We start from the raw sequence: 15,321 nt of genomic DNA, 5'->3' as shown, positions 1-15,321 counted from the left end.
CCCTTTCGGATGCGGGGCTATCGGGTGAGCATGCTGAGCGCGCCTTCGACGGCCGTGGCGAACACCTGGGCGTCGCCGGCGGCGCGGGCCAGCACATACCCGCCCTGAAGCGTGGCGACGAGCGCCGTGGCCGTGACCCTGGGGTCGAGCGCGGGGTCCAGCTCCCCTGCGGCGCGGCCCTCTTCGAGCAGCTCGGCGATGCGTCCGGTGAGCCAGGTGAACGTCTCCTCGACCGGCCGCCGCAGCCCGGGGTCGGCCATCACGTCGGGGTCCTGGGTGAGGCGGCCGACGGGACAGCCCTTGAGCGCGTCGCGCTCGCGGCGCAGGTAGGCGGCGACGCGTTCGACGGCGCTGCCCGGCCCGGTGAACGCGGCCTCGGCCCGCTGCCTCAGCTCCGCGGCGCTGCGGTCGATGGCGGCCAGGGCGAGGTCCGGCTTGCCGCTGAAGTGGTGGTACATGCTGCCTTGCCCGGCCCCCGACCGCTGCTGGATCGCCTTGGGGCTGGTGCCGACATAGCCGCGCTCCCACAGCAGCTCGCGGGTGCTCTCGATGAGCCGTTCCCTGGTGTCCATGCTGGACATACTAGTAGGTACAGGACGTGCTGCGCTGGGTGCGTACGACACCGTGAAGCTCCTGCGCCCCCGGGATTGTCGGTGCGGCAGGCCATACTGCGCCGAGCCGGCATGATCACGAAGGAAGGGTGTGGCACATGGCGCAACTGCTGCGAAGGCTCGATGACGAGGTGCACATCGAGTACAACACGTTCGGTCTGGACGGCACCGATCTTCTGTGGAGCTCACCCACCGAGGAGATCCACCACTTCACCGCCGCCGTACGGCTCGAGTCGTGGGACGCCGAGCCGGAGCCCGCGGACGCTTCATGGACGCCGGTCAGCACGCAGACGTTCGTCGCGGAGCGCGGCGTGGTCGCGATCACCTCGATGATGGAGTACAGGGGACACGACTTCCTGATCGGGCCGCCGCACTTCGAGTACGGCGTGCAGATGTACTTACGCGAGCCCCGGCCCGGCGACGGACACGGCACGGGCAAGAGCGACGAGACGTGGATGCTGAGGTTCTGGCCGATCCGGGACGTCTTCGACCCCATCGAGCACGCGGCGCCGGAGCACTATTTCGTGCCCGGAGTCGGGTACCACTCGATCGACATCGAGCCCGAGCGGCTCGTGCCGCCTCCGGCGCGGCGGAAGGTGCCGGTGCCGGTCTCGGCGGTGTCCGACTGGGTGTCGCTGTGCCCGGACCCCGACCTCGACACCTTCGACGGCTGGCTGCGCCGGGAACGCCGCACGGCCGAAGCCGACGGCGTCACCATCTACCAGCGGCTGCGCGCGCACGGGATCGACATCGAGGACGGCGCGGACCTCACGCTGGCCGCGTGCGCCCCGCCGTACTGGCGCGCCGGCCGGTACGAGGATCCGGTGATCGACTGCTACTACGCCGAGCAGGCGAGGCGGGACTCGTTTGCGAACCTGGCCGAGTACGGGCTGCGCGAGCGCGCCGACGCCGATCGCATCGCCAAGGAGTTGTGCCGCCGCGGCACGCCCACGTTCTCGGTGCCCGTCGAACGCCGCAGTGTCGCACCCGGCGACAGCCTCCGTGTGTGGCGGTGGGAGACCGACTACCTCGGCGGCGCGCTGCGGGGCGGCGGGCTGACGGTGGATCGGCAGGTGGTGGCCGAGAATCCGTGGACCAGGCAGATTCTCGTCTCCGGCATCGTGACGATTTTGCGCAGCGACGAAACAAGGCACTGCGGCGGCGGCCCCGACTGGTACGCGGCGCGCAACGCAGAACCGCACGAGGCGGCCAGGGTGCTGTGCGCGGAGGCCACCTGGGAGGAGGACCCCGAGCAGCGCCGGGCCCTGGACGAGCTGGTCAAGGAGAAGCTCGCCGAGCTGCGAGCCGCCCATGGGAGCGGGAAGTGATGATCTGCTCGGCCTCACCCCTCGTGCGGCCTCGCAGCAGGCACGGGCTTTGCCCGCTTGTACCGGCCTCCGCCGCTCGTACGCGTCTTTGTCGCACGTCGGAGGCGGCGATTCGGGGGGTGCGGCCCGCCGTGGAGGGACGGCGGGCTTGGGCACGGTCGCGCCCGGCGGTCACGACGGCCGCCGGGGCGGGTCAGCGGGGGGCGTGGGTGCGGAGCAGGTCGGAGACCGTCGGCGCCTGCATCATGTGGGGGTCGAGCGCCTCGGCGCGGCGGCGGGGGATGCCGCCGGCCAGGGCGGCCTCGGTGAGCGCCTCCTTGACCCACCGGACGTCCACGGGGTGCCCGTCCTCCTGCTTGATGAGCGGCTCTCCAGGGGTCCTGGACGACGACAGCGTACGCAGCAGGGGCCTGGCCACCGGCGGGACCGGGAAGGCCACGAGGTCGCCGCGGCCGTCGGCGACGGTGACGATGGCGGGTTCGCCGGCGGTCACCGCCCGCAGGTCCTGCAGGGTGATCCCGGCCAGCGAGGAGACCGGCGCGCCGGTGGCGTCGAGCAGCGCGACCGCGACGGCCTCGGCGGGCTTGCCTTCGGCGGCCAGCCGGGCGACGCCCTTGCGCAGCAGCCGCCGGTCGCCGGGGGTCAGCGCGGGGATGGGGCCGGGCCGTACGGCGCCCCGCTGCCAGGCGAACGTGTAGAACGCCGACAGCATCGCCCGCTTCCTGGACACGGTGGTCGGCGACAGCGGCCTGCCCGGGGTGCGCACGCCGACGGTCAGCGTGCCGCTGAGCGCGCCGTTGCAGTAGGCGTCGAGGTGGGCGCCGGTGGCCGCGAGCGGGTCGAGGGCGGGCTCGGCGTCCTGGAGCCAGCGCAGGAACGCGGCCAGCACCTGCAGCCTGGCCTGCCGGGTCGCCTTGGAGGGCTTCTCGGTCAGCCAGGCCACGACCGTACGGCGGGTCGGCGCCGCCAGCCCGTCCACGAAGTCGACGTCGGCACCGGCCACCTCACCCCCGTCACCGGGCCTGCGGCGCGGCCGGAGCCCTGGAATCCGGCCGACGCTCCCGGCCCGCGGCTCCGCCGTCCCGGCATCAAGGTCACCTTGTCCGCTCGCCTGCGGCTCGGACGTACGAGGGTCACCGTCTTCCGGCCCGCCTGTCATTCCCGGGTTCCGATCGTCCGGCCCGCCTGCCGCGCGAAGGGCATGGCCCTCCGGCTCACCTGCCGTGCCAGGACTCGCCCCGGCAGGGCCGGAGCGGGGACCGCTCGCCCTGGCGGCCAGGCGGCTGGGGAGCCGGGAAGGGCCGGGCAGCGGGTCCGGCGGGTGCGCGGCGCGTTCGTCGCCCGGCAACGAACCCGGCAGGTGCGGCGCGGCAAGCTCACCGGGCAAGGAGCCGGACCGGTGTGGCGCGGCGAGGTCGCCGGTCAGCGGGTCAGGCCCGTGCAGGGAATGGTCATCGCCGGACGTTAAGGACTGCGCGCCTCCGGAGACGGCGGGGACGGCGGCGTCGTCGTGGGCTTTCGGCATGCTCAGCACTCGACCGCACCCGTCCTCTCCACGACAGCGGCATGGCCGAGCAGCCCCGGCCGCGCGAAGGACGTCACGGAGGAGTCGGTGGCCGTCGCGCGGGCATCGTGAGCGCCCGGGCGGCCTGAGCCAGGCAGTCCAATCATGATCTCGATCTTCTCACGGAGCGGCCCCATCTCCTCCGCGTTCCGCCCCGTTCGTCACCCGGCATGTCCGGCTTCCAGGCGACCGACCCTCCTGAGCCGAAATACATCGACCCTGTCGGTGCTCCACACCCTGTCGCGCAAGGGCCCGATGCGGCTCACCGACCTGACGGCGACCGAGCAGCTCAAGCAGCCCGCGCTGACCAGCCTCGTGGCGAAGCTGGAACGCGAGGGGCTGGTGTCACGCCGTCCCGACCCCCGCGACGGGCGGGCCGTCCTGCTGTCGCTCACGCCCGAGGGCCGGCGGATCGTCGACTCCCGGCGCGCCGACCGCGTCGCGCGGCTGCGCCGCCTGGTGGACCACCTGGACGGCGACGACCGGGCCGCGCTCGCCGACGTGATGCGGGTACTCGGCCGGCTGACCGAGATCGCCGAACGACTGGAGGATCGACCATGAACAGGCCGCCGGAGCCGGTGCCGCTGCACGTGCACTTCATGCGCCGCCCCGGGGCTGGGCCGGATCCGGTGCCGCTGATCTTGAGCCACGGCTGGCCATGGACGTTCTGGCACTGGTCGAAGGTCGTCGACGCGCTGGCGGATCCGGCCGCGTACGGGGGCGACCCGGCGGAGTCGTTCGACGTGATCGTGCCGTCGCTGCCCGGGTTCGGCTTCTCCACGCCGCTCACCGCCCGTCCCGACATGATTTCTGGAAGATCGCCGACGTCTGGCACGAGCTGATGACTGGCGTGCTCGGGCACGAGCGGTATGCGGCGGCGGGCTGCGACGTGGAGCGGGTGTTCAGCAAGGACGACCTGCTCACGCACGCGACCATCTACTGGGCGGGCGAGTCGATCGCCTCGTCTATCCGCACGTACGCCAACAACAACCGCTACCCGTGGACGCCGTCGCACGGCCGATGGCCGGTGGTGGAGGCACCGACGGGCATCACGTTCGTCGGCTACGAGAACCCGCCGGGCGTGACGACCGGCGAGCAGCGCATCCGGCAGTTCCTGGAGAGCGACCGGGCGGCCTGGTACAACCACGCCGGCGTCACCTGCCACGATCGCGGCGGGCACTTCATCCCGTGGGAGATCCCGCAGGAGTGGGTGTCCGACCTGCGCCGCACGTTCCGCGGCCGCCGCTGACACCCCGGCACACGCTCAGACGCCGAGCCGTACCGAGCGGCGCGTGCGTGAGCCCATAACCGGCCGGCCTAGGGCCTCCCGCAGCGTCAGCAGGACAGGACGAAGAGGGTCACCAGGGCGGAGATGAGCAGCACCATGCCCAGCACGGCGGCCACCTCCCAGTTGCCGACCTGCGAGGCGAAGCGCTGCGGGTTGTCCTCGCCGACTCTGGCGTTGAAGGCGCTCAGCCTGCTGGCCAGGCGCGCTTCGGTGTGGCGCAGCTCCAGCTCGATCTCCGCCAGGATGAGCTGCTCGTGGGGCGACAGGCCGTCCACGATGCTCACTCCTTCTCCGCGGCGGCTTCGACGGCGGGAGGAGCCGAGTGGGGGTAGTGCAGGTCGAAGGCGGGCCGCTCCGAGCGGATGCGCGGCAGGCTGGTGAAGTTGTGGCGCGGCGGCGGGCAGCTCGTCGCCCATTCCAGGGAGTTGCCGAAGCCCCACGGGTCGTCCACGGTGACGCGGGGCGCGTGACGGGCGCTCCACCAGACGTTGTAGAGGAACGGCAGCGTGGACAGTCCCAGGATCAGCGCGCCGATGGACGAGATGAGGTGCAGGTCGGTGAAGTGGTCGATGGCGCTGTAGTCGGCGTACCGGCGCGGCATGCCGGCCACGCCCAGCCAGTGCTGCACCAGGAACGTGGTGTGGAAGCCGATGAACAGCATCCAGAAGTGCACCTTGCCGAGCCGTTCGTTCAGCATCTTTCCCGTCATCTTGGGCCACCAGAAGTAGAAGCCCGAGAACATCGCGAACACCACCGTGCCGAAGACCACGTAGTGGAAGTGGGCGACGACGAAGTACGTGTCGGTGATGTGGAAGTCGAGCGGCGGCGAGGCCAGGATCATCCCGGTCAGCCCGCCCAGCAGGAAGGTGACGAGGAAGCCGACCGCGAACAGCATGGGCGTCTGGAAGCTGATGTGGCCGCGCCACATGGTGCCGGTCCAGTTGAAGAACTTCACGCCCGTGGGGATGGCGATGAGGAACGTGGTGAAGGCGAAGAACGGCAGCAGCACCTGGCCGGTGCCGAACATGTGGTGCGCCCACACCGTCATCGACAGTCCCGAGATGGCGATGGTCGCGCCGACCAGGCCGATGTAGCCGAAGACGGGCTTGCGGCTGAAGACCGGGATGACCTCGGTGATGATGCCGAAGAACGGCAGCGCGATGATGTAGACCTCGGGATGCCCGAAGAACCAGAACAGGTGCTGCCAGAGCATGGCCCCGGCGTTGGTGGGGTCGTAGACGTGGGTGCCGAGCTTGCGGTCGGCCTCCAGCGCGAGCAGCGCGGCGGCCAGCACCGGGAACGCCATCAGCACGAGCATGCTGGTGAGCAGCGTATTCCAGGTGAAGATCGGCATCCGGAACATCGTCATGCCGGGGGCGCGCATGGTGATGATCGTGGTGATGAAGTTGACCGAGCCGAGGATGGTGCCGAGTCCTGACAGCGCCAGGCCCATGATCCACAGATCGCCGCCTATGGTGGGGCTGAACGTGGAGTGCGAGAGCGGGGTGTAGGCGAACCACCCGAAGTCGGCGGCGCCGCCGGCGCTGAAGAACCCGCTGACGGCGATGAGGCCGCCGAACAGGAAGAGCCAGAAGCTGACCGCGTTGAGCCGGGGAAGGCCACGTCGGGGGCGCCGATCTGGAGCGGCATGATCACGTTCGCGAACCCGGCGAACAGCGGGGTCGCGAAGAACAGCATCATGATCGTGCCGTGCATGGTGAACAGCTGGTTGTACGCCTCGGGGCTGACCAGGTCCAGGCCGGGCTGTGCCAGCTCGCCCCGGATGACCAGGGCCATGATCCCGGCCAGCAGGAAGAACAGGAACGAGGCGATCAGGTACATGTAGCCGATGATCTTGTGGTCCGTGCTCGAGAGCCAGGCCACGATGAGCCGCCCCTTGCCTTTGGCCTCGACCGGCGACAGGGCGGACGTCAACGGTTCGTCAGTACGCGGTTCCTCAATGGTCACCGAAGCCCCCCATTTTGCCCCCACATGCCTGCGCTGCCCTGTTTTCGCAGGTCAGCGCCGTACGACGGGCTTACCCTCTCCGTCCGGACCTATGCTCAGCGCACCCCGCGGCGCCCGTGACCCACCTGTGTCCACCGAGCACCACCAGGCAACAGCCGCACAGCCGACCTCCGACAGCCTCCCTGAGTCGAACACCGCCCACACCACCTCACACACACCACCAGCTCACAGCCGAGAAATCGACCTCCGATAGCCTCCTGAATCGACCACTTGGGGAGGTATTGGGTGTCGGGGGTTGTCGCGGCGTTCGCCGCTCTGGTGTCGGTCGCCGTACTCGGCTACGTCATCGGGGCCACCGGACTGCTCCGGGCGAGCGACGAGCTGACGCTGTCGCGGCTGGCGTTCTTCGTGGCGACCCCGGCGCTGATGTTCGCCACCGTCTCCAAGGCCGATCTGGCGGCGCTGCTGTCGCCGGTGCTGCTCACCGAGGTCATCGCGGTGGCGTTCACGCAGCTGGTCTTCGTGCTGGTGGCCAGGCTGGTGTTCCGTCGCGACACCCGGCAGGCCACGATCGGCGCCCTGGCCTCCTCGTACGTCAACGCCGGAAACCTGGGCGTGCCGATCTCCCTGTACGTGCTGGGCGACGCCGCCCTGATCGCCCCCATCCTGCTCTTCCAGCTTCTGGTGCTGACCCCGGTGTCGTTCCTGATCCTGGACAAGGGCGCCCGCTCCCCGCGCGCCGCCCTGCTGCTGCCGTTCAGGAACCCGCTCACGGTCGCCTCGCTGCTCGGCCTGGCGCTCGCGGTGAGCGGCGTCTCGCTGCCGGTCGCGGTCATGCGCCCGATCGACCTGCTGGGCGGCGCGGCCGTGCCGGTGGCGCTGCTGGCGTACGGCCTCAGCCTGTACGGCTCCCGCCGCCAGGCGCCCGCCCCCGAGGAGGACGGCGTGGGCAAGGACATCGCGCTGGCCGTGGCGCTCAAGGCCGTCGCCCAGCCGACGGTGGCGTACCTGACCGCGCGTTTCGCCCTCCACCTCGACGGCCTGCACCTGCTCGCGGCCACCCTCTTCGCCGCGCTGCCCACGGCCCAGAACATCTACGTGTACGCCGTCACGTACGACACCGCCCGGCGGCTGGCGCGCGGCACCATCTTGGTGACGACCGGCCTGTCCATCCCGATCATGACCGCCATCGGCGCCGTACTGGGTTGACCGCCACCGCGCCTGTACGAGTTGTGCAGAGCCGGTCGCACCGCGTACGGACTTCCGGCGGCGCTTCGCCGACGAGGTGGCCGCCGCCCGCAAGGTCAGCGGCGCCTTCACCGCCCCGCTCATCGACGCCGACACCGACGCCGACCTGCCGTGGCTGGCCACCCGCCTACGTACCGGCCCCTCCCTGCACCAGGCCATCGCCGGCCGAGGCCCGCTCCCCCTGGAGTCCGTGGCCGTACTCGGGGCCGCTCTGGCCGAGGGGCCGGCCGCCGTGCACATGAGCGGGATCGTGCACCGCGACCTCAAACCCGCCAACGTACTCTTGGCCGAGGACGGGCCCCGGCTGATCGGCTTCGGCATCGCCCGAGCCCTCGACGGCACCTCCACCACCCACACCTCCACCGTCCTCAGCACGGCGGCGTTCATGTCCCCGGAACAGGCCCGCGCGCAGAAGGCCGGTCCGGCGGCGGACGTGTTCTCGCTCGGCTGCGTGCTGGGCTTGCCACTCTCCCACTGCTCACCTCAACCGGCGCCGGTCACCGGGGCGGAGGCGACGGATCGTATGGCGTCCCCCGAGTGGTCCCGCCGCATGACGGAGCGACGGGAGTTCGGCACGCAGTACCGCCGCCTGGTGCGGGGCCGTGCGGCCCCTCGGGCCTGCCAGCGGCGTCAAGCGGGCCGCTAGGCGGGCTGCGCGTTCCCGCAGGGCGGGCGTGTCCTGAGTGAGGATCGGAGCCAGCGCTTCCCGCACGACGCCGGCGCGGGTCGCGTCGCGCAGCACCGCCTCGCCCGCCCACTCCAGCGCCGCACGCAGCAGCCTCTTCTCCGGCCGGGACGTCAGCGCCGTCAATGCCTGACCGAACAGCCTCTCGTCCAGCCGCCCCGCCTCCTCAAGACGCCAAAGCTGCGACACTGCCATGTCCGCGACCGCGACCGGGCCGGTGGGCAGCAGGCGTACGTAGTCGGCGGCGTGCGCGGCCGACTCATCGATGGTGAGGTTGAGGCGATCATGCAGGCCCACGAGCTGGGCCGGTGTCAGGCACCCGGCGCGTGGGGCGGCGCCCTCGTCCCGTATGGGCCGCTGCTCGAACTGGCCCGGGTGATGGGCGGAGCGGGTCAGGCGGCCGAGGAGGGCCTCGATGACGTTCGCCCGGTCGAGCAGCCCGTCTTCGACGAGCCGTACCACCGTACCGACCAGTGGCCACAGTTCGGCGTGCGGAAGGCCGTCGATGTCGAGCAGGCGCGGCGCGTACGCGGCGAGCAGCGGATCGTCCACCGGCGTGCCGGACCACGCTGATCGCCGTGCTCGCAGTGACCGCAGCCAGCCCACGACGAACGCTCTGTCCTCGGGTGGTGCGATGCCCGTCTCGCGCACCAGCGCGGCTGCCACGTCCCAGTGCCGCAGTTCCGGCAACCTCAGCCGGGACGCGATGTGGCGTGCCGCCTCGGCCCGCCACTCCAGCGGCCTGCTCCGCAACAGCCGAAGGAGACGCCGACTCTCCACGCCCTCGCTCCCCGAGCTACCGCCCTCCGCGCGCCCTCTTTCCGCGCTGCCGCCCTTCGCACGCTCGCCCTCCGCGCTCCCGCGATGCGAGCCGCAGCCCTCCGCGCGTCTACTTCCCACGCTGCTTTCCGTGGGCCCGCTTCCCCCGCTGCCGCCCTCCTTGCACTCGGCCTCCGCGTGCTCGGCCTTCCCGCGGCGTCCTGCGCTTTCGCTCTCCGCTCCCCTGCCCTCGCGTCGCGCCGCGTTCCCTCCTCCGATGCCGTGCTGCTCGCGCGTCCCACCTCCTCCTCTCGCGCTTTCGCCAGGGGCGCTGTGTTCCCGGAGCTCTGGGCGGAAGAGCCAGGCCGCGACCTGCGACGGGTCGCTCAGGCAGCCCACCCCGGCCAGCAGCAACGGCCCAGCCTGCCGTCCCAGGCCGGGCGTGCGGGCGACGTAGCCGGGCAGTTCGGCCGCGATCGCGGCGCGTGCGGCCGGGTCCAGCGTGCTGACGTATCGCTCGGTGCCGGGCACGTCACCCGCTCGGGCGAGCGTGAGCAGCTTCGCCCACGCTTCCGCGACCCCCGGCCGCCGTGCCGGCATCACCGCATCCACCATGGCCAGGACCATAGCGAGCGCCCACGACAATTCCAGATCTCGAACGTGATCACGAAAACGTGATATGATCATTTTGTCATGAAGACTCATGACAACTCCGGCCCTGCCGATGCCGCCGCCCGCTTCGTCGAGGCCATGAATTCCGGCGGCTCCCTCGATCACGTTTACGAAGACGGCGCCGTACTCATCCCGGTGCCCGGCCACCCCGTCACCGGTCCCGCCCTCGCCGCCGCCAACCGCCACTTGCAGAGCTTCGGGGTGCCGATGGAGGCGGTCCCGCGTCAGGTGTACGTCGCCGGGGACATCGCCCTGCTCATCGTCGACTGGTCGATGCGCGGCACCGCCCGCGACGGCACCAAGATCGATATGAGCGGCACCGCGACCGACGTCCTCAGGCGCGGCGCGGACGGGCAGTGGCGGTACGTCATCGACAACCCGCACGGCACCGCCACGTTCCCGAGCTGACGACCACTGCTGCCGAGACAGCCGGCGCCGCCCGGACCCCGCGCCGGCCACGCCCTGCACCGCCAGCTCAACCGCCGCCGCCAATTCAACCAGGTGCGAGTCTGTGGGGGCGAGGTCCACGATGCTCGTTCCGCCTCGGGTGCCGAGAAGGGGATGCGGGCCAAGCCAGCGCGGGGCAGGCCGGCGCAGAGCCGGCGCGTGCCGTTCCGCGAGGGCGAGGGCGAGGGCGGCGCGGCTGGGGCGGCGCATGGCCCACAGCGTGGCCGCGCAGGCGACCGAGGAGGGGCGCGGGGCTGGGAGCAGTGCGGAGTCCAGACCGGCGCGGCTGCGCATGCGGCCGTGCGGCGACCGCACGGGCGGACCGACGGCGACCGCGCACGACGTTGAGAGGTGACCGCGCAGGACGTCAGAAAGTGATCGCACCGGCAGGCTGAAGAGCGGTCCGAGGAGGCCGCAGGGCGGTCAGGGGGTTGCGGGGGTTACGTCTAGGACGGCTTTGCCGGCGACTCGGCGCTCCAGCAGGTCACGGGCGGCGGTCGCCACGTCCTCCCAAGGGCCGCGGCGGCTCACCTCCGCCTTCAACCGTCCGGTCGCGAGAAACCGGAGCAGCGTGGCCAGGTCAGGGCCGACCTTGTGGACGTCGCCGAACGTGCTCATCGTCTTCGCAGGCCCGATCGAGAACAGCGAGTACGGCTTGAAAACGGCGGGTTCGTCCGATGCCCAGCCGATGTTCTGGACGTTCCCACCGGGCGCGAGAAGTTCCCAGGCGGCGGCGAGCTGGGGGCCGCCGACGGTGTCGAGGATGAGGTCCACCGGCTGGTCGATCCCCTCCAGCCCGATCACGACCTCGTCGGCGCCCAGCTCGGCCAGGCCCTCGGCGCGGGCGGGTGAGCCGACCGAGGCGATGACGTGGGCGCCGCCCAGGGCGGCGAGCTGGACCGCGTACCGGCCTACTCCTCCGGCCGCGCCGGTGATCAGTACGCGGTGGCCGAGTATCGGGCGGGCGCGGAGGGTGCGCAGCGCGGTGACGCCGGCGATCGGCAGGGCGGCGGCGTCGGCCGGATCGACGCCGTCGGGGATTTCGGCGACCGCCGTGGTGTCCACGGCCATCCGCTCGGCCCACGCGCCTTCCCCGAAGGCCACGACGGGGGCGCCGACGGCGGGTCCCGTCCCGTCGGCGGCGGCTCGTACGACAACGCCGGCGGCGTCGTGGCCGTGCACGGTCCCGGGCGGACGGCGGGCGGCGAACGCGACCTCGCCGCGGTTCAGCGAGATGTGCCGGACGTCGAGCAGGAGCTGGTTGGGGGCGGGTTCGGGTTCGGGGGCGGTGCCGAGGCGGATGGCGGATGGGACGTCGGGGTCGATGAGGAGTGCGCGCACGGGTCGAGGCTCCTATGGGTGTCGGGGGTGATGCGAAACGTTCGCATCGCTCATTCGGACCGCTGGTCCGGTTTTCCCGAACGGTAGCATATGCGGACCGGCAGTCCGTATCGTGTGAACCCGGTGCCCGGCCCGGCCGGCAGACGAGAGCGCGACGCCATGCGCAGAGGGGAACCCCATGACCCGTACAGAACGTGCCGACGCCGCTCGTAACCGCCGCGCGGTGCTCGACGCCACCGAACGGCTGCTCGCCGAAGGCGGCGGCGACCACGTGTCGCTCGATCGGGTCGCGGCGCTGGCCGGGGTGGGCAAGGGCACGGTGTTCCGGCGGTTCGGCAGCCGCGCGGGATTGCTGCAGGCGCTGCTGGAGGAGCGTTCACGTGAGCTGAAAGAGGCCATCATGACCGGGCCGCCGCCGCTCGGCCCGGGGGTGCCGGCCAGGGAACGGCTGACGGCGTTCCTCGATGCGCTGGGCGCGATCGCCGAGGGCAACGCCGTGCTGCTGTCGGCGCACGAGCAGGCGTGCGCCGAGGACAAGTACGCCGACCCGAGCTACCGCTTCTGGCACCGGCACCTCAGCGAGCTGCTGGCCGAGGCACGCCCGGGGCTGGACACCGAGTTCGCGGCCCACGCGGTGCTCGCGGTCTTCGACGGCGACCTGATCCGCCACGTGACGCCGCCGGGCGATCCGCGCTACTTCACGCGTTCCGTCCAGCGAATGGTGGCCGTGCTCCTCGGCGACCAGGAGGACGTCAGGACGTGATGAGCGTCAGCCCCAGGGCGGACAGCGCCTCGGCGACCGGCTGGAAGAACGTGGTGCCGCCGGACGCGCAGTTGCCCGAGCCGCCCACGGTGATGCCCTGGGCCTGGTCGCCCGAGACGAACGGCGCTCCCGACATGCCGGGCTCGGAGCAGACGTTCGTGCGCACCAGGCCGGTGATCACGCCTTCGGGGAAGTTCACGGTGACGTTGCGCTGCTGAATGATGCCGCAGTGCCAGCCGGCGCCGGGAGCGGCCCGGCAGACGGACGCGCCGACGGGCGCGGGGGTGGCGCCGCGGATGAGCTGCTCGGTGCCGCCGGCGGCGACCGCGCCGCGCGCGGTCCAGCCGGGGTAGAGGGTGACCCAGGCGTAGTCGTAGCCGGAGCCGGAGGAGTAGGCGAAGACGCCGATCGGGGTGCCGTCGGTGGTCGTGGCGATGTCGCCGGGCTGGCCGCAGTGGCCGGCGGCGAGGAAGCCGTCGGTGGTGCCCTGCCGTGCGGTGAAGCCGACGATGCAGCGTCCCTTGCCCTCGACCATGAAGCCGTCGCCGCCGCGGATGCCGGCGTAGGGGACGGGCCTGGCGGCCGACGGCTTGACGCGTACGGCGGAGGCGTCCACTCCTGCGGCCTCGACGAAGGCGGCCGCCTCGGCCGGGTCGGCGGCCAGGATCACGACGTCGTTGGCGGCCACGTCCACGTACCAGGCGTGCACGTCGGGACCGGCCGCGCGGGCGGCGGCGTCCAGGCGGGCCTTGGCGGCGTCGAGCGCGGCCAGCGGGCGGGTGACGACGTCGGCGCGGGCGCCGGCCTTCGCGATGGCCGGAACGCGGGCGGCGTCCGTGGTGGCGGCGACGAGCGTCCCGTCATCGGCCAGCCAGGTGCCCGCGAAGGCGTCTCCTAGCTCTCGCCGTAACTCCGTCTCCGCAGCACTGGCGCGCTCCTCGGCGGCGAGCCGGGCGGCGGCCTGTCCGGAGGCGAGCCCGAGGTCCCGCTCCATCGCCGCCGCCACATCGGCGTCGGGGCCGGGTGCGAAGGCCGACACCGAAGGGCCGGTGATGAGGGCGAGTCCGAGGGTGAGCGCCGTGGCGGCAAGGCGGTACGCGTTCATGCGGGTTGGGCCTCCTGGCAGCAACCGTAGATCGTGAAGCCCGCCGCCCGCCTCATATCACTTTGCACCTATCACGGCGTTATGGCCGACCCGCCGACGATGCCGCGCAGGACCAGGTCGATTCCGCTCAGGAACCGCTCGCGGTCGTCGTGCGCGCGCACCTGGCCGGCGATGGCCTTCATGAACGGGTACTCGCCGGGGTCGAGGTCACGGTGAACCGGTCGCGGGCCGGCACGCCCAGCGCCTGGGCGGCCGAAGCTCTCGAAGACCCGCGGCGTCACCGGCCCCCAGGGCTTGCGGGTGATCCGCACGGCGAGCTGGGCGGCGAGCCAGGGACGCCGGCGACCGCTCCTTCCACCAGGACACCGCGCTCCGTCGGGACATCGCACTCGAACGCGAAGCCGCACCCTCCTAAACGGGACAACTCTCCCGTTAGCGTGCTACAGTGCTTAACGGTAAATCCGTTCCGTTTAGGAGGGCATTGTGGAATACAGGCGGCTTGGCGGGCTCGACGTGCCCGTGCTGAGCTTCGGCGCCGGCACGTTCGGCGGCAGGGGCGAGCTGTTCGGCGCTTGGGGCAACACCGATGTGGCCGAGGCCAGGCGGCTGGTGGACGTGGCGCTGGACGCGGGGATGACCATGTTCGACACGGCGGACGTCTACTCCGACGGCGCCTCGGAAGAGGTGCTCGGCCAGGCCGTCAAGGGGCGGCGCGACAAGGTGCTCATCTCCACCAAGGCCGGCCTGCCCATGCACGACGGGCCGAACGGCGCGGGCACCTCGCGCTCCCGGCTGATCAAGGCCGTGGACGACGCGCTGCGCCGCCTCGGCACCGACTACATCGACCTGTTCCAGCTCCACGCCTTCGACGCGGCCACCCCGGTCGAGGAGGTGCTGCACACGCTCGGCGACCTGGTCACGGCGGGCAAGCTCCGGTACGTCGGCGCGTCCAACTTCTCCGGCTGGCAGCTCATGAAGTCGCTGGCGCACGCCGACCGGCACGGCCGCCCCCGGTACGTGGCCCACCAGGTCTACTACTCGCTGGTCGGCCGCGACTACGAGTGGGAGCTGATGCCGCTCGCCCTCGACCAGGGCGTCGGCGCACTGGTGTGGAGTCCGCTCGGCTGGGGACGGCTGACCGGCAAGATCAGGCGGGGCAGCCCGATCCCGGAGGGCAGCAGGCTGCACAAGACCGCCGTGTACGGCCCCGCCGTGGACGACGAGCTGCTCTACCGGGTCGTGGACGTGCTGGACGAGCTCGCCGCCGAGACCGGCAGGAGCGTGCCGCAGATCGCGCTCAACTGGCTGCTGACCCGGCCCACCGTGTCCTCGGTGATCGTGGGCGCGCGCAATGAGGAGCAGTTGCGCGAGAACCTCGGGGCCGTCGGCTGGCGGCTGACCCCCGAGCAGGTCAGCAGGCTGGACAAGGCGAGCGAGGTCACCGCGCCTTACCCGTACCACCCGTATCGGAACCAGGAGGGGTTCGCGCGGGTGAACCCGCCGATCGAGCGGCTCATCGCGGCCGGGCTCGCGGGGTGAGGC

15 protein-coding genes and 2 pseudogenes are annotated in these 15,321 nt (G+C 71.7%); 9 read left to right on the top strand and 8 right to left on the bottom strand.

The genetic code is table 11. From position 1 onward, the window contains the following. Positions 1 to 17: 17 nt before the first annotated feature. Complete coding sequence (locus ACFMQL_RS32590; RefSeq protein WP_378788594.1) at positions 18 to 572, bottom strand: TetR/AcrR family transcriptional regulator; 555 nt, start codon at positions 570 to 572, stop codon at positions 18 to 20. Between the two features lie 137 nt (positions 573 to 709). On the opposite strand from ACFMQL_RS32590, the gene ACFMQL_RS32585 reads away from it, so the two are divergent. Then, positions 710 to 1,939, top strand: coding sequence for a hypothetical protein (locus tag ACFMQL_RS32585; protein ID WP_364052197.1), 1,230 nt, complete (start codon positions 710 to 712; stop codon positions 1,937 to 1,939). A 193-nt stretch (positions 1,940 to 2,132) separates the two neighbouring features. Here the strand turns inward: ACFMQL_RS32585 and ACFMQL_RS32580 are convergent, their stop codons facing one another. Then, positions 2,133 to 2,942: a hypothetical protein gene (locus tag ACFMQL_RS32580; RefSeq protein WP_364052200.1), complete on the bottom strand. Its 810-nt coding sequence runs from the start codon at positions 2,940 to 2,942 to the stop codon at positions 2,133 to 2,135. A 666-nt stretch (positions 2,943 to 3,608) separates the two neighbouring features. Here ACFMQL_RS32580 and ACFMQL_RS32575 point away from each other — a divergent pair. Genes ACFMQL_RS32575 through ACFMQL_RS32565 form a run of 3 tightly spaced genes read left to right on the top strand, consistent with a single transcriptional unit; the run spans position 3,609 to position 4,752 of the window. After that, complete coding sequence (locus tag ACFMQL_RS32575) at positions 3,609 to 4,064, top strand: MarR family transcriptional regulator (protein ID WP_364052203.1); 456 nt, start codon at positions 3,609 to 3,611, stop codon at positions 4,062 to 4,064. Continuing rightward, positions 4,061 to 4,345 (top strand): alpha/beta fold hydrolase, encoded by a 285-nt coding sequence (locus tag ACFMQL_RS32570; protein WP_378788591.1) that lies wholly within the window; start codon positions 4,061 to 4,063, stop codon positions 4,343 to 4,345. The genes ACFMQL_RS32575 and ACFMQL_RS32570 overlap by 4 nt, the downstream gene beginning before the upstream one ends. Beyond that, positions 4,345 to 4,752, top strand: a complete 408-nt coding sequence (locus ACFMQL_RS32565) for a hypothetical protein (RefSeq protein ID WP_364052209.1) — start codon at positions 4,345 to 4,347, stop codon at positions 4,750 to 4,752. The genes ACFMQL_RS32570 and ACFMQL_RS32565 overlap by 1 nt, the downstream gene beginning before the upstream one ends. A gap of 86 nt (positions 4,753 to 4,838) precedes the next feature. On the opposite strand, the gene ACFMQL_RS32560 is transcribed toward ACFMQL_RS32565, so the two are convergent. Both ACFMQL_RS32560 and ctaD read right to left on the bottom strand, forming a co-directional pair. Then, positions 4,839 to 5,075: a DUF3040 domain-containing protein gene (locus tag ACFMQL_RS32560; protein ID WP_364052212.1), complete on the bottom strand. Its 237-nt coding sequence runs from the start codon at positions 5,073 to 5,075 to the stop codon at positions 4,839 to 4,841. Beyond that, a pseudogene (ctaD, locus tag ACFMQL_RS32555) lies at positions 5,072 to 6,633 on the bottom strand (cytochrome c oxidase subunit I). The gene ACFMQL_RS32560 and the pseudogene ctaD overlap by 4 nt, the downstream one beginning before the upstream one ends. Before the next feature lie 411 nt (positions 6,634 to 7,044). Here ctaD and ACFMQL_RS32550 point away from each other — a divergent pair. Both ACFMQL_RS32550 and ACFMQL_RS32545 read left to right on the top strand, forming a co-directional pair. Continuing rightward, on the top strand, positions 7,045 to 7,968 hold the full coding sequence (locus tag ACFMQL_RS32550) for an AEC family transporter (RefSeq protein WP_364052218.1): 924 nt from the start codon (positions 7,045 to 7,047) through the stop codon (positions 7,966 to 7,968). Positions 7,969 to 8,038: 70 nt separating this feature from the next. After that, positions 8,039 to 8,470 (top strand): annotated as a pseudogene (locus ACFMQL_RS32545) (serine/threonine-protein kinase); the annotation flags it as partial. Between the two features lie 15 nt (positions 8,471 to 8,485). Here the strand turns inward: ACFMQL_RS32545 and ACFMQL_RS32540 are convergent. After that, positions 8,486 to 10,156: a hypothetical protein gene (locus ACFMQL_RS32540; protein WP_378788588.1), complete on the bottom strand. Its 1,671-nt coding sequence runs from the start codon at positions 10,154 to 10,156 to the stop codon at positions 8,486 to 8,488. Here ACFMQL_RS32540 and ACFMQL_RS32535 point away from each other — a divergent pair. Next, a complete protein-coding gene (locus tag ACFMQL_RS32535; protein ID WP_378788586.1) occupies positions 10,145 to 10,531 on the top strand; it encodes a YybH family protein in 387 nt (128 codons plus the stop codon). The genes ACFMQL_RS32540 and ACFMQL_RS32535 overlap by 12 nt on opposite strands. A gap of 462 nt (positions 10,532 to 10,993) precedes the next feature. On the opposite strand, the gene ACFMQL_RS32530 is transcribed toward ACFMQL_RS32535, so the two are convergent. Further along, entirely contained in the window at positions 10,994 to 11,911 is a 918-nt protein-coding gene (locus ACFMQL_RS32530) for a zinc-binding dehydrogenase (protein ID WP_378788585.1), read from the bottom strand. A gap of 178 nt (positions 11,912 to 12,089) precedes the next feature. Between ACFMQL_RS32530 and ACFMQL_RS32525 the strand changes: the two genes are divergently transcribed. Then, positions 12,090 to 12,674 (top strand): TetR/AcrR family transcriptional regulator, encoded by a 585-nt coding sequence (locus tag ACFMQL_RS32525; RefSeq protein ID WP_364052230.1) that lies wholly within the window; start codon positions 12,090 to 12,092, stop codon positions 12,672 to 12,674. Here ACFMQL_RS32525 and ACFMQL_RS32520 read toward each other — a convergent pair. Continuing rightward, complete coding sequence (locus tag ACFMQL_RS32520; protein ID WP_378788583.1) at positions 12,664 to 13,779, bottom strand: S1 family peptidase; 1,116 nt, start codon at positions 13,777 to 13,779, stop codon at positions 12,664 to 12,666. The genes ACFMQL_RS32525 and ACFMQL_RS32520 overlap by 11 nt on opposite strands. 71 nt (positions 13,780 to 13,850) lie before the next feature. Beyond that, positions 13,851 to 14,090, bottom strand: a complete 240-nt coding sequence (locus tag ACFMQL_RS32515) for a hypothetical protein (RefSeq protein WP_378788581.1) — start codon at positions 14,088 to 14,090, stop codon at positions 13,851 to 13,853. Positions 14,091 to 14,262: 172 nt separating this feature from the next. Between ACFMQL_RS32515 and ACFMQL_RS32510 the strand changes: the two genes are divergently transcribed. Continuing rightward, positions 14,263 to 15,318, top strand: a complete 1,056-nt coding sequence (locus tag ACFMQL_RS32510; RefSeq protein ID WP_378788579.1) for an aldo/keto reductase — start codon at positions 14,263 to 14,265, stop codon at positions 15,316 to 15,318. Positions 15,319 to 15,321 lie beyond the last annotated feature (3 nt).

The sequence above is a fragment of the Nonomuraea fastidiosa genome (assembly GCF_042751225.1).
GTDB classification, from domain to species: Bacteria; Actinomycetota; Actinomycetes; order Streptosporangiales; family Streptosporangiaceae; genus Nonomuraea; species Nonomuraea fastidiosa.
This window is presented reverse-complemented; position numbering and strand designations above follow the sequence as displayed.